This is a genomic window from Pseudomonas sp. VMV1, assembly GCF_056790235.1.
Window position 1 is genome coordinate 99,624 of record NZ_JBXGSE010000009.1, and the last position, 13,170, is coordinate 112,793.

The 13,170-nt window shown below is 65.8% G+C and carries 14 protein-coding genes; 3 read left to right on the forward strand and 11 right to left on the reverse strand.

Annotated features, from left to right (window positions below; translation table 11 throughout):
* Positions 1-20 precede the first annotated feature (20 nt).
* The 5 genes from ACUCV0_RS21540 to ribBA form a co-directional block, all read right to left on the reverse strand.
* Positions 21-1,163 carry an ABC transporter ATP-binding protein gene (locus ACUCV0_RS21540; protein ID WP_482213636.1) on the reverse strand — a complete coding sequence of 381 codons (1,143 nt, stop codon included), beginning with the start codon at positions 1,161-1,163 and terminating at the stop codon, positions 21-23.
* A 16-nt stretch (positions 1,164-1,179) separates the two neighbouring features.
* Positions 1,180-1,989, reverse strand: coding sequence for an ABC transporter permease (locus ACUCV0_RS21545; protein ID WP_482213637.1), 810 nt, complete (start codon positions 1,987-1,989; stop codon positions 1,180-1,182).
* 4 nt (positions 1,990-1,993) lie between these two features.
* Positions 1,994-2,917: an ABC transporter permease subunit gene (locus ACUCV0_RS21550; protein WP_313649642.1), complete on the reverse strand. Its 924-nt coding sequence runs from the start codon at positions 2,915-2,917 to the stop codon at positions 1,994-1,996.
* A gap of 1 nt (position 2,918) precedes the next feature.
* On the reverse strand, positions 2,919-3,941 hold the full coding sequence (locus tag ACUCV0_RS21555; protein ID WP_338544388.1) for an ABC transporter substrate-binding protein: 1,023 nt from the start codon (positions 3,939-3,941) through the stop codon (positions 2,919-2,921).
* Between the two features lie 190 nt (positions 3,942-4,131).
* Complete coding sequence (ribBA, locus tag ACUCV0_RS21560; RefSeq protein ID WP_313649641.1) at positions 4,132-5,241, reverse strand: bifunctional 3,4-dihydroxy-2-butanone-4-phosphate synthase/GTP cyclohydrolase II; 1,110 nt, start codon at positions 5,239-5,241, stop codon at positions 4,132-4,134.
* 78 nt (positions 5,242-5,319) lie between these two features.
* Between ribBA and ACUCV0_RS21565 the strand changes: the two genes are divergently transcribed.
* Positions 5,320-5,607, forward strand: a complete 288-nt coding sequence (locus tag ACUCV0_RS21565) for a DUF1330 domain-containing protein (protein ID WP_482213638.1) — start codon at positions 5,320-5,322, stop codon at positions 5,605-5,607.
* A gap of 45 nt (positions 5,608-5,652) precedes the next feature.
* Here the strand turns inward: ACUCV0_RS21565 and ACUCV0_RS21570 are convergent, their stop codons facing one another.
* The 6 genes from ACUCV0_RS21570 to ACUCV0_RS21595 all read right to left on the reverse strand — a co-directional run bounded on the left by ACUCV0_RS21570 (position 5,653) and on the right by ACUCV0_RS21595 (position 11,080).
* A complete protein-coding gene (locus tag ACUCV0_RS21570) occupies positions 5,653-6,408 on the reverse strand; it encodes a GntR family transcriptional regulator (protein WP_482213639.1) in 756 nt (251 codons plus the stop codon).
* Between the two features lie 128 nt (positions 6,409-6,536).
* A complete protein-coding gene (locus tag ACUCV0_RS21575; protein ID WP_059315038.1) occupies positions 6,537-7,022 on the reverse strand; it encodes a flavin reductase family protein in 486 nt (161 codons plus the stop codon).
* A 15-nt stretch (positions 7,023-7,037) separates the two neighbouring features.
* Positions 7,038-8,519 (reverse strand): aldehyde dehydrogenase, encoded by a 1,482-nt coding sequence (locus tag ACUCV0_RS21580; RefSeq protein WP_482213640.1) that lies wholly within the window; start codon positions 8,517-8,519, stop codon positions 7,038-7,040.
* Positions 8,516-9,355 (reverse strand): alpha/beta fold hydrolase, encoded by an 840-nt coding sequence (locus tag ACUCV0_RS21585; protein ID WP_482213641.1) that lies wholly within the window; start codon positions 9,353-9,355, stop codon positions 8,516-8,518. The genes ACUCV0_RS21580 and ACUCV0_RS21585 overlap by 4 nt, the downstream gene beginning before the upstream one ends.
* Positions 9,356-9,368: 13 nt before the next feature.
* The gene (locus ACUCV0_RS21590) at positions 9,369-9,959 is read right to left on the reverse strand and encodes an amino acid synthesis family protein (protein WP_059315035.1); all 591 of its coding nucleotides are present in this window, start codon (positions 9,957-9,959) and stop codon (positions 9,369-9,371) included.
* Between the two features lie 83 nt (positions 9,960-10,042).
* On the reverse strand, positions 10,043-11,080 hold the full coding sequence (locus ACUCV0_RS21595) for an LLM class flavin-dependent oxidoreductase (RefSeq protein ID WP_059315034.1): 1,038 nt from the start codon (positions 11,078-11,080) through the stop codon (positions 10,043-10,045).
* A 271-nt stretch (positions 11,081-11,351) separates the two neighbouring features.
* On the opposite strand from ACUCV0_RS21595, the gene ACUCV0_RS21600 reads away from it, so the two are divergent.
* Together ACUCV0_RS21600 and ACUCV0_RS21605 are read left to right on the forward strand one after the other, a co-directional pair.
* On the forward strand, positions 11,352-12,758 hold the full coding sequence (locus ACUCV0_RS21600) for a purine-cytosine permease family protein (protein WP_482213642.1): 1,407 nt from the start codon (positions 11,352-11,354) through the stop codon (positions 12,756-12,758).
* Positions 12,759-12,810: 52 nt separating this feature from the next.
* The coding region (locus ACUCV0_RS21605; RefSeq protein ID WP_482213643.1) for an aldehyde dehydrogenase family protein at positions 12,811-13,170 on the forward strand (360 nt) is incomplete at its 3' end.

Genomic DNA, 13,170 nt, shown 5'->3' on the forward strand with positions numbered 1-13,170 from the left:
GCGAGGCCCGCCCTCCTGCCTTAGTGAGCGGCGGCCTTGGTCAGGTCGGCATCGTTCCACTCGGTGTAGACGCAGGCATCGCTGGCGGCCCAGCGCAGGCGCACCACCTGGCCAGGTTGCAGGCCCTGGGTGTGGGCCAGAGACTTGACCATCAGCTGGGCGCCGCCCGCGGTCTGCAGCACGCAGCTCTGGCTTTCCCCGAGGAAGAGGGCCTCGCCCACCCGGGCCGGAATCTCGTTCCAGCCTGCCGGCATGGGCAGGGTCGGTGCCTGTTCGGTGGTCAGCAACTGCAGCTTTTCCGGGCGCAGCATCAGGAGCAGCGCCTGGCTCGGTCTGACGCTGGCCGTGGGCCGCATCGCCAGTTCCTGCCCCTCGAACTCGCAATGCGCCTGGGCCCGCGCGGTCACGCGCAAGAAATTGGAGTTGCCGAGAAAGGCGGCGACGAAGGCGTTCGGCGGATTCTGGTAGAGGTCGTAGCCACTGCCCAGGCCGACGATGCGCCCGTGGCTGAAGATGGCGATGCGCTGGGATAGCCGCAGCGCCTCCTCCTGGTCGTGGGTCACGTAGACGATGGTGATCCCCAGGCGACGGTGCAGCTGGCGCAGCTCGTCCTGCAGGTCTTCACGCAGCTTCTTGTCCAGCGCGCCCAGGGGTTCGTCCATCAGCAGGATGCGTGGTTCGTAGACCAGCGCCCGGGCGATGGCCACTCGCTGCTGCTGGCCGCCGGAGAGTTGCGCGGGACGCCGATGGGCGAAGGCTTCGAGCTGCACCAGGCGCAGCATGGCGTCGACCTTCTGGTTGCGCTCGGCGGCGCCGATCTTGCGGATATCCAGGGGGAAGCCGATGTTGTCGCGCACCGACAGGTGCGGAAACAGCGAATAGCGCTGGAACACCATGCCGATGTCGCGCTGGTGCGGTGGGACCCTCAGCAGCGAGCGGCCAGCCACGCTGATGGCGCCGGAACTGGGCGTCTCGAAGCCCGCCAGCATCGACAGGGTGGTGGACTTGCCGGAGCCGCTGGAGCCGAGGAAGGTGAGGAACTCACCCTCCTGGATGTCCAGCGAGAGATCATCCACGGCGGTGAAATCGCCGTAGTGCTTGTTCAGGTTCTGCAGGCGGACCAGCGGGGCCGCGGGGGCGTTGTTCTGGAGTACGGCGCTCATGGCAGGCTCCGGGAGCTCAGCGGGAAAGGGGTTGGCGGCGGCGCAGCAGGGCAGCCGCGAGCATCACCAGCAGGGAAAGGCCGATCAGTACCGTGGAGGCCACGGCGATCACCGGTGTCAGGTCCTGGCGCAGCGTCGCCCACATCTTCACCGGCAGGGTCTGCAGGTTGGGGCTGGCCATCATCACGCTCAGCACCACCTCGTCCCAAGACACCAGGAAGGCGAACAGAGCGCCAGCGAACACCCCCGGCCAGATCCCCGGCAGGGTCACCCGGTAGATGGCCTGCAGGCGCGAGGCACCGCAGATCACCGCGGCATCCTCGATGGACTGATCGAACAGCTTGAGCGAGTTGATGACGGCGATCAGGGCAAAGGGCAGGGCGACGATCACGTGGCTGACCACGAAGGCCAGCAGGGTGCCGGTGTAGCCCAGGCGCAGGAATAGCGCATAGATGGCCACGGCGATTACCACCAGTGGCACGATCATCGGCAGGGTGAAGAAGGCATAGAGCGTCTTGCGCCCGGGAAACTTGCCGCGCACGAGAGCGAAGGCGCAGGGCACCGCCAGGGTTACCGAAACCAGGGTGGTCAGCAGTGCCACCTTGAGGCTCGCCAGGGCCGCCTGCATCCACTCCAGGTTGGAAAAGAATTGCTGGTACCACTTGAGCGTCCAGCCGGGCGGCGGAAAGACCAGCCATTGGGACGAACCGAACGACAGCAGCACGATGAAAACGATGGGCAGCAGGAGCACCGCGGCGATGGCGCCGGTGATCAGCAGCAGGCCACCGCGCAGCCGCCAGCCGAGGGCACTGGGAGTCAGCAGCATGGGGTTACCTCGCGTTCTGGGGGTCGACCGGGGATTCCGGTTGCAACCTGAGATAGAGGGCGAACAGCACCAGGGCGATGACGATCAGCAAGGCCGCGGCGGCGCTGGCCAGGCCCCAGTTGAGGAAGGACTGCACCTGCTGGATGATGAACTCCGGCAGCATCATGTTCTGCGCCCCGCCCAGCAGCGCTGGGGTAACGTAGTAGCCGAGCGACATGACGAACACCATCAGCGCGCCAGAGCCCAGGCCCGAGCGGCACATGGGCAGGAACACCTTGCGGAAGTTGGTCCAGGGACTGGCGCCGCAGATGGCGCCGGCCTGCAGCACCATGGGGTCCATGGCCTGCAACGTTGCCTGCAGCGGCAGCACGATGAAGGGGATCATGATGTAGGTCATGCCGATCACCACCCCGGTGAGGTTATTGACCAGCGCCAGGGGTTCGTCGATCAGACCCATCGCCATGAGCAACTTGTTGATCACCCCCGAGCCCTGCAGCAGCACCAGCCAGGCGTAGGTACGGGCCAGCAGGCTGGTCCACATCGACAGCAGCACCACGTTGAACAGCACCCGGCCCCAGCCGCGGGGCATCAGGGTGATGGTCCAGGCCAGCGGAAAGCCGATCAGCACGCTGAACAGGGTCACCAGGGCGGCGACCCCAAAGGTATTGAGCAGCACCTGGGCATAGGCACCATTGGCGAACAGGGTCTGGTAGTTACCCAGGCCCGGCGTGGGTTCGAGAACGCCGCGCAGCAGCAGGCCGATCAACGGGACCAGGAAGAACAAGCCGAGGAACAGCAGGGCAGGGACGAGGTGACTCGCGCCCTTCCAGCGGACGGCGCGTTCACCCCGGGTCCGCGCCGGATCGTTCAGCGCACGGCGGTCCTTGGCAGTGCCGAGCACCGCCCGGCTGGAGCTGGAGGCAGACATGTCATTTCACCAGCCATTCGTTCCAGCGGCTGGCGATCTCGCCACCGTGCTGGGCCCAGTAGGCGAAGTCCAGGGTGACCTGCTCACTGCCATAGGCGGTGGGCAGATTCTTGGCCAGGTCCGGGGTCAGCTTGGCGATGCTGTCGACGTTGACCGGCGCATAGGCGGTGAGATTGGCAAAATCCGCCTGGCCGCGAGGGCTGCTGGCCTCGGCGAGGAATTTCATCGCGGCGTCCTTGTTCTTGGCGCCCTTGGGCACCACTAGCATGTCGGCCATGACCAGGTTCTGCTTCCAGCTCACGCCTACTGGCGCGCCGTCCTGCTGCAGGGCATGGACGCGACCGTTCCAGAATTGTCCCAGGGTCGCTTCGCCGGAGGCGAGCAACTGCTGGGACTGGGCACCGCCGCCCCACCAGACGATGTTCTTCTTGATGGTGTCGAGCTTCTTGAAGGCCCGATCCAGATCCAGGGGATAGAGCTTGTCCTTGGGCACGCCGTCGGCCAGCAGGGCCAGCTCCAAAACGCCGGGGCTCGGCCATTTGTAGAGCGCGCGCTTGCCGGGGTAGGTGGTGGTATCGAACAGCGCCGACCAGTCCTGCGGCTGCTTGCTGCCGAGCTTGCCCTGGTTGTAGCCGAGCACGAAGGAGAAGAAGAAGGAGCCCACCGCATGGTCATTGACGAAGCGCGGGTCGATCTTGGTGCGATCGATGGTCTTGAAATCCAGGGGTTCGAGCAGGCCCTGCTGGGCGGCCCGCAGGGCGAAATCGGCTTCCACGTCGACCACGTCCCACTGGACGTTGCCGCTCTGCACCATGGCCTGGAGCTTGCCGTAGTCGGTGGGGCCGTCCTGCACTACCTGGATGCCGGTCTGCTGGGTGAAGGGTTCGGCCCAGGCCTGCTTCTGGGCGTCCTGGGTGGTACCGCCCCAGCTGGTGAAGTTGAGACTTTCCGCCTGGGCCGGAAGGGCCAGCGTAGTCAACAGGCCGGCAGCGACCACAGAGACGACTTTAAGCTTCAGCAACATTGTGACGCCCTCTTTTGTTATTGGATCGGCGCGGCAGAGGTGCCGCGGCCTTGTAGGAGTCGTGCGATTCGAGGCGGATAGCGGCACCTCGAAGTAGAGCTGTCGACCCTGTCGAGTGGGTCATTTTGTCATTCGATATTATGGTATTCCAAACTTTTTGCAAGCCTGTCCAAGGCCTCTGGAAGGGGCTTCAGCCAGGGAAAGGCAGGGTCTCGACGATCTCCAATTCGTACCCGGTCAAGCCGGCGTACCGCAGGGGCAAGCCCAGGTGGCGAATACGCCCCACGCCCAGGTCCTGCAGGATCTGCGCACCGGTGCCTACCTCGGCATAGATGCGCGACTGGGAGCGTTCGAACAGCCGCTTGGGCTGGGTCAGCGAGGGCACCCGGGCCAGTAGCGCCTGGGAGGATTCGTGGTTGGCCAGCACCACCACGATGCCGTGGCCTTCCTGGGCGACGCGTTCCAAGGCAGCCCACAAGGTCCAGCTCGGCGGCCCGCTGTATTCGGCACCGACCAGGTCGCGCAGGGGGTCCAGGGCATGGACGCGAACCAGGGTAGGCGTCTCGCGGTCAATGTCGCCCATCACCATGGCCAGGTGGACGCCGCCTTCGATGCGGTCCTCGTAGGTCAGCAGGCGGAAGGTGCCGTGCACGGTGGGCAATTCGCTCTCGCCAATGCGCGTGACGGTGTGCTCGTGGCGCAGTCGGTAGTGGATGAGGTCGGCGATGGTGCCCAGCTTGATGCCGTGGCGTTCGCCGAAGCGCTCCAGATCCGGACGCCGGGCCATGCTGCCGTCGTCGTTCATCACCTCGACGATGACGGCGGAAGGGTCGCGACCGGCCAGGCGCGCCAGGTCGCAACCGGCCTCGGTATGGCCGGCACGGGTCAGCACGCCGCCATCGCTGGCGCGTAGCGGAAAGATGTGGCCGGGCTGGACCAGGTCCCGCGCGGTGGCGTCCGGTGCCACTGCGGCTTCGATGGTGCGCGCCCGGTCGGCGGCCGAGATGCCGGTAGTGACGCCGGTAGCGGCTTCGATGGACACGGTGAAGGCGGTGCCGTGGACGGTGCCGTTGTCACTGACCATCTGCATCAGGTTGAGCTGGCGGCAGCGTTCCTCGGTCAGCGTCAGGCAGATCAGGCCGCGGGCTTCGCGGGCCATGAAGCTGATCGCGGCAGGGGTGCAGGCATCGGCGGCGAGCAGGATGTCACCTTCGTTTTCGCGGTCTTCGTCGTCGACCAGGATGACCATCTTGCCGGCACGGAAATCCTCGATGATCGCTTCGATGGGATGGATGGCCACGGCTACCTCTCAGGGTTTTGGATTGTTCTGTAATCTGGTATACCATGAGACAAAACGTAGCGAAAGAGGCAAAGCGCCATGAAAGGTTATTGGATTGCAGAGGTCGATGTGACCGATCCCGAGGCTTATCGCGGCTATACGGAGCGCGCCCCTGCGGCCTTCGCCCGCTATGGCGGACGCTTCCTCGCACGGAGCGGACGCGCCGAGCAGCTGGAGGGCGACGGCTGGGCGACGCGCCGGGTCGTGATCGAGTTCGATTCCTACGAACAGGCCCTGGCCTGCTATCGCTCGGCGGAGTATCAGGACGCCTGCGGGCACCGGCAGACGGCGGCCCGGGCCGAGATCTTCATCGTCGAAGGACTTTGAGAGCGGCGGCCAGGGGCGGCGGTTGCCGCGGCTGGCCGAAGAGGGCTAGCGCTCGATGCGCGGCTCGTCCTGGACGCGCGGGATGAACAGTTCACGGGCCTGTTCGCCCTGGTGCTCCTGTTGCCGCTGCAGGTAGTCGAGGGCGACGTGGGCGGCGGCACGGACGTGATCGACCGAAGCCTGGTGGGCGGCCAGGGCATCGCCACTGCGGATGGCGGCGACCATGCGCTCCATCTCCGCGTTGCTCGCCTGGCGGCGATTGGCCTGGGACACCGAGGTGGCCCTCAGGTAGCTCACCCGCGCCTGCAACTGGCGCAGCTGGGTGGCGGCGACGCGGTTGCCGCAGCCCTCCATCAGCACGTTGTAGAAGTTCTGGACGGTCTCGATGACCTCTGGCAGTTCGGCGCCCTCCAGGGCCCTGCGGTTTTCCTCGAGAGCCTGTTCCAGCGCCTCGATTTCCCGGGGGCCGGCGCGCAAGGTGAAGAGTTGCACGATCAGGCCTTCCAGCACGCAGCGTAGCTCATAGAGGTCGCAGGCATCCTCCAGGGTGATGATGGCGACGCGCGGCCCGCGGGCATCGGCGAACTCCACCAGGCCTTCGGATTCGAGATGACGCAGGGCTTCGCGCACCGAGGTGCGGCTCACACCTAGGCGGTCGCAGAGATCGCGCTCCACCAGGCGGTCGCCCGGCAGCAACTGGAAGTTCAGGATCGCCTGGCGCAGGCGATTGCACACCATTTCACGCAGGGTGACCGGGCTGCGGGTGATCTTGAAGCTGTCGTCTAGTTGCGCGCGTCTCATGGGGCTCTCTGGCGGACCGGTTCTACAGGCGACGACGAGGCACGCGACTACGTGGGGCCTGCGTGCTCGCCAGGGCGGAAGAGGGCAAGTCTAGCATGCCCCCTGCAGGCGTTCATGGGCCCGTCCGCTCAGGCATAGATCGGTGCGGCGCCCATGCGGCCCCGGTGATAGAGCATCGGGATCACCTCCTGGTCCGGCACGATCAGATTCTTCACCGCCCCGACGATGATGGCGTGGTCGCCCCCGTCGTACTCGCGCCACAGCTCGCACTCGATCACCGCCGTGGCATCGGCCAGCAGCGGATTGCCCAGGGCGCTGCGCGTCCATTCGATGCCCTGGGTCTTGTCCTTGCCCTTGCTGGCGAAGGCATAGGCGATACGCTGCTGTTCGGCGCTCAGCAGGTGGATGGCGAAACCCTTGCCGTCACGCAGCAGGGGGTAGGTGTCGGAGCTGTAGTTGGGACAGAAGAGCACCAGCGCCGGATCCAGCGACAGGGCACTGAAGGCACTGGCGGTCAGGCCGGCGAGGTTGCCTTCGGCATCCAGGGTGGTGACCACGGTGACGCCGGACGGAAAGGCGCCCATCACTTGCTTGTAGATTGCGGGATCGATCATGACTGCCAACCTCGTTTAACGCATTACAAAGGGATCGGGCATCGGCGCCTGGGACAGATTGATCCATACCGTTTTGGTTTCGGTATAGGCCAGAACCGAGTCGATGCCGCTCTCGCGGCCGTAGCCGCTGTTCTTGAAACCGCCGATCGGCGCCATGGCCGAGACCGCGCGATAGGTGTTGACCCAGATGATGCCGGAGCGGATGTCCCGCGCCAGGCGATGGGCACGGCCCAGGTCGCGGGTCCAGATGCCCGCGGCGAGGCCCAGCTCGCTGTCGTTGGCCAGGCGCAGGGCCTCGGCCTCGTCCTTGAAGCGGATCACCGCGGCCACCGGGCCGAAGACTTCCTCCTGCATGATGCGCAGCGAGTGGCGGTCGCATTCCAGCAGGGTGGGTTCGTAGTACCAGCCGGCGCTGCCGGTGTCGGGTCGCTTGCCGCCCAGGCGCAGCGTCGCGCCTTCGACCAGGGCCGCTTCTACCAGCTGCTCCACGATGGCGAGCTGCTGCTCGGTGGCCATCGGGCCCATCTCGCTGGCATCGTCCTGGGGATTGCCGATACGGATGCGCTGGGCGCGCTCCACCAGCCGGGTGACGAATTCATCGTAGATCTCGTCCTGCACCAGCAGCCGCGAGCCGGCCACGCAACTCTGCCCGGAGGCGGCATAGATACCGGCCACCGCGCCGTTGATCGCGCTATCGAGGTCGGCGTCGGCGAAGATGATGTTGGGCGACTTGCCGCCCAGCTCCAGGCTCAGCTTGGCGAAGTTCTCGGCGCTGGCGCGGACCACGTGGCGGGCCGTGGCGGCGCCACCGGTAAAGGCGATCTTGCGCACCAGCGGATGGCGGGTGAGGGCCGCGCCGGCGCCCGGGCCATAGCCGGTCACCACGTTGAACACGCCGGGCGGAATGCCGGCTTCCAGGGCCAGTCGCGCCAGCTCCAGGATGGTGGCGGAGGCGTGCTCGGACGGCTTGATCACCACGGTGTTGCCAGCGGCCAGGGCCGGGGCGACCTTGATGGCGGTCAGGTACAGCGGGCTGTTCCAGGGCACGATGCCGACGACCACGCCCAGGGGTTCATGCACCGTGTAGGCGAAGAGGTCGGTCTTGTCGAGGGGCAGGGTGCCGCCTTCGAGCTTGTCGGCTAGGCCCGCCGTGTAGTGGAAGAATTCCGGCAGGTAGCCGACCTGGCCACGGGTCTCGCGGATCAGCTTGCCGTTGTCACGGCTTTCCAGCTGGGCCAGGGCCTCCTTGTTGGCGGCGATGAGATCGCCCAGCCGGCGCAGGAGCTTGCCGCGGGCGCTGGCGGTCAGGCCACGCCAGGCCGGCGCCTCGAAAGCTCGCTGGGCGGCCTGGACGGCGCGGTCGACGTCGTCGGCATCGGCGTCGGGCAATTCCGCCCAGGCGGTCGCGGTGGCCGGATCGAGACTGGCGAACGTACGGCCCGACTGGGCCGCGGTCCATTCGCCGTCGATGCACATCTGAAAACGTTGCAGGGTCATGCCACGTATCCCTTGATGGAAGTGGAAGGGGCCTTGGCCAGGACGTCGTCGAGGAAGTCCAGCAGCAGGGCGTTGACCAGCTTGGGTGACTCGACCGGCATCATATGGCGCTGGTCGGCCAGCACGGCAGTGCGCGCGCGCGGAATCCGTGCGGCCAGCTGGCGCGCCATCTCCGGGGTCGAGCCGCTGTCCAGCTCGCCAGTAGCCACCAGGGTGGGTACCTGGAGGCTGTCCAGCCGCTCGGCACCGTAGCGGTCCTGGGTGGCGAACAGGGTGTAGGTGGTCAGATAGCCCTGGGGGTCGTTGTTGGCGAAGGCTTGACGCAGCGCCTGGATCTGCGCCGGGTTGGCGCCTTGATACTCGCGGCTGAACCAGCGGGCCAGGGCGCTATCGAGATTGGCGTCGGGGCCTTCGAGTTCGGCCTGGCGGCTCCGCTCCAGAACTCCGCTGCGTTGCTCCACCGAGCGATTGAACACGCTGTTGAGGATCACCAGCGCGTCCAGCCGCTGCGGATGGCTCAGGGCGAAGGCCCGGGCGATCAGGCCGCCCATGGAGAAGCCGACCACCACGGCCGTTTCCAGCCGCAGGTGATCGAGCAGTTCGGTGAGCTGCGCGGCATAGTCGTCGAGCGTCGCCTGCGCCGCCGGGCGCTGGCTCTCGCCATGGCCGAGCATGTCATAGGCGATCACCTGGTAGCGTGGTGCGAGCCCCGCGAGTTGACCGCCCCACATGTCCTTGCTGAGCCCCACCCCGTGGATCAGGACGAGGGGGCTGCCATCGCCGGCGATGCGGTAGGCGGTGCCGGCGGGGGTCTTGGCGTCTGTAGACCGGATCATTCGCGGGTTCTCCTCAGCGCGCCTTTTCAGCCGCGAGTTCCTCGAGGTCGATGTAGCGGTTGCCGATGCGCGGATGCAGGCGGCCACCATCGGCAGCGCCCAGCACCACCACGATCTCGTCGGCCCGCGGGGCATCCTCGATGCGCATTTCCAGGGTGATGTAGTGGGATCTCAGGCCCTCGTCATCCTTGTGCATCATGGGGATCTGGATGGAAGTGCCCGGCGCGCCGCGCTTGTTGGTGAAGCTCAGGTAGCTCTTGGCCTGGACCGCCTCGCGGTAGTGGTTGCCGAATCGCAGGGTATGGATCACCGCCGAGGCGTGTTCGATCTCGCCGTCGGCACCGACCACGGCCGCCTTGCCATAGGCCTCGATGCGTTCGGCGCCGCCGATGGCGCGGGTCAGGCGCTCGACGATGAAGGCGCCCAGGTCGGAGCAGTGGGCCTTGATCTCGGGCTTGAGGTCTTCGACGAAGCCCTGGCCGGCCCAGGGGTTGCGGATCACCACGGCGACGCCGGCCATGGTCACCGGCTTGTCGGTGGCCTTGCCCCCTTCGATATGGGTTTCTTCGAGATAGGTGACGACCTTGCGGATTTCGAAACTCATGCTGACTCCTGGGATGTCTGTTGGATGATGGTATGCCACGCACTTGGGCGTGTTGAGGGCCGCGTCACTACGCAGCCCGAGGATCAGGCGAAGGCAGGCGCCACCTTGTCGATAAACAGTTGCAGCGACTTCTTCTTCTCGGCGAAAGGCAGGCTGTTGTCGCACCAGAAGCTGAATTCGTCGACGCCTAGTTCCTCGTAGTGGCGCAGGCGGGCGATCACCTCTTCCGGCGTGCCGATCATGGTGTTCTTGCGGATATTCTCCAGCTCGAATTCCGGGCGGCCGGCGAACTTCTCTTCCGGACTCGGGGCGAGGAAGCCGTTGACCGGGGTTTCCTTGTTGCCGAACCAGGCATCGAAGGTGCGGTAGAAGCGGCCAATGGCCTGGGCACCGATCTTCCAGCCTTCGGGCTCCTCGGCGGCGTGCACATGGGTATGCCGCAGCACCATCAGCTTGGGCCGGGCGACGCCGGGATTGTTGGCCAGGGCGTTGTCGAACTTGTGCTTGAGGTCGACCACTTCCTCATCGCCCTTCATCAACGGCGTGACCATGACGTTGCAGCCATTGGCCACGGCGAAATTGTGCGAATCCGGATCCCGCGCGGCGATCCAGATCGGCGGGGTGCCGACCGGCTTGGGCACGCTGGTGGAGGTGGGGAACTGCCAGACTTCGCCGTCGTGGGCATAGTCGCCCTCCCACAGCTTGCGCAGCGCCGGGACCAGTTCGCGCAGGTGCTTGCCGCCGGCAGTGGCAGGCAGGCCACCGGCCATGCGGTCGAATTCCACCTGGTAGGCGCCGCGGGCCAGGCCTACTTCCATGCGGCCTTCGCTGATCACGTCCAGCAGGGCGCATTCGCCGGCTGCACGCAGGGGATGCCAGAAAGGCGCGATCAGGGTGCCGGCGCCCAGGCGGATGGTCGAGGTACGCGCCGCCAGGTTGGCCAGGATCGGCATGGGGCTGGGGGAAATGGTGTATTCCATCGCATGATGCTCACCGACCCAGACGGTGCAGAACCCGCCGGCTTCGGCCATCAGGGTCAGCTCGGTCAGTTCTTCGAACAGCTGCCGATGGCTGACGCTTTCGTCCCAGCGTTCCATGTGCACGAACAGGGAAAATTTCATAGAAGCCTACCTCTTGTCTTCCACCTCGGCGCGGGGCTCGGGTGTCTCTTGTTGGCGGTACGCGACGGCTCAGCCAGTCGATGTTTTTATTGGTATACCATAATACGTGAACTGGCAAGCAGAGATGTAACGAGATTCGGCGGCGGTCCCCAGACGTCGCTTCCACACGCCAAAAGGCGGTTGTGTAATCTGGTATACCGTAATACTTTCTGCTCACCAGGACGACCTGTCCAGCAGGCGTCTTCCACAACTACAACAATGGAATTCCTGGATGTCCGCAGCCCCTCGCTCCGCCGTCGCCATCGAAACCCATACCGTGGATCACGTCGCCCCGGCCGAACGCCACGGCCATAGCCGCGATCTCTTCACCCTCTGGTTCAGCACCAATATCGCGCCGTTGCCTATCGTCACGGGCGCCATGGTGGTCCAGACCTTCCACCTGAATCTGGCCTGGGGCCTGATGGCCATCGTGTTCGGGCATCTGCTCGGCGGGGTGGTGCTGGCCCTGGCCTCGGCCCAGGGGCCGCGCCTGGGCATTCCGCAGATGGTGCAGAGTCGTGGCCAGTTCGGCCGCTATGGCGCCCTGCTGATCGTCTGCGTTACCGCGCTGATCTACGTGGGCTTTTTCACCTCCAACGTGGTGCTGGCCGGCAAGTCGATCCAAGGCCTGGTGCCGGCCGTACCCATGCCGCTGGCCATCGTGGTCGGCGCCCTGAGCGCCACGGCCATCGGGGTGATCGGTTATCGCTGCATCCATACCCTCAATCGCTGGGGTACCTGGGTCATGGGCGCGGGGTTGCTGGCGGGTTTCGCCATGATGCTGACCCAGCCGCTACCCGCGGACTTCCTGACCCGTGGCGGTCTCAATGCCAGCGGTTTCGTCGCTACGCTGTCGCTGGGGGTGATCTGGCAACTGAGTTTCTCGCCCTACACCAGCGACTACTCGCGCTATCTGCCGGAAGCCGTGGGGATCGCACGACCTTTCTGGGCGACCTACCTGGGCGCCACCCTGGGCACCATCCTGGCCTTTTCCTTTGGTGTGGTGGCGGTGCTGGCGGTGCCGGCCGGTAACGACGCCATGGCCGCCGTGGCCCAGGCCACCGGCTGGCTGGGCCCGGTGCTGATGGTGCTGTTCCTGCTCAACATCATCAGCCACAACGCCCTCAACCTCTATGGCGCGGTACTTGCCATCATCACCTGCGTGCAGACCTTCGCCGCCAGCTGGACACCGGGCGTCAAGGTCAAGGTGGTGCTGTCCAGCCTGGTGCTGGTGGGCTGCTGCAGCGTGGCGCTCATGGCCTCGGCCGATTTCATCGAAAGATTCATCGGCCTGGTACTGGCCATGACCATGATCCTGGTGCCCTGGGCTTCCATCAACCTCATCGACTTCTATCTGATCAAGCGCGGCGACTACCACATCCCTTCATTGTTCGCCGCCGACGGTGGCCGCTACGGTCGCTTCAACGGCCATGCCATCGCCGCCTACGCGGTCGGCATCCTGGTGCAGCTGCCGTTCGCCAACACGGCGCTGTTCAAGGGGCCCTATGCCGACCTGGTGGCAGGCGCCGACCTCTCCTGGCTGTTCGGTCTGCTGGTGACCTGCCCGCTGTATTTCTGGCTGGCCTATCAGGGCTCACCGGCCCAGGTAGCGCGTCTGCAGGCGGCGTCCCCGCAATGACCGCAGCAGCCCTTCGTAATCGCCTTCAACTCCCTAGCTAGGAATCCAGACCATGTTGCAAGACGCTTCCCTGTTTCGCCAGCAAGCCTATGTCGACGGCGCCTGGATCGACGCCGACAGCGGTGCCACCGTCAAGGTGGACAACCCGGCCACCGGCGAGACCCTGGGCACCATTCCCAAGCTCGGCCGCGCCGAGACCAAGCGTGCCATCGACGCCGCCAACCGCGCCCTGCCGGCCTGGCGTGCGCTGACTGCCAAGGAGCGTTCGGCCAAGCTGCGGCGCTGGTACGAGCTGATGATCGAGAATCAGGACGACCTGGGCCGGCTGATGACCCTGGAGCAGGGCAAGCCACTGGCCGAGGCCAAGGGCGAGATCGTCTATGCCGCCTCCTTCATCGAGTGGTTCGCCGAA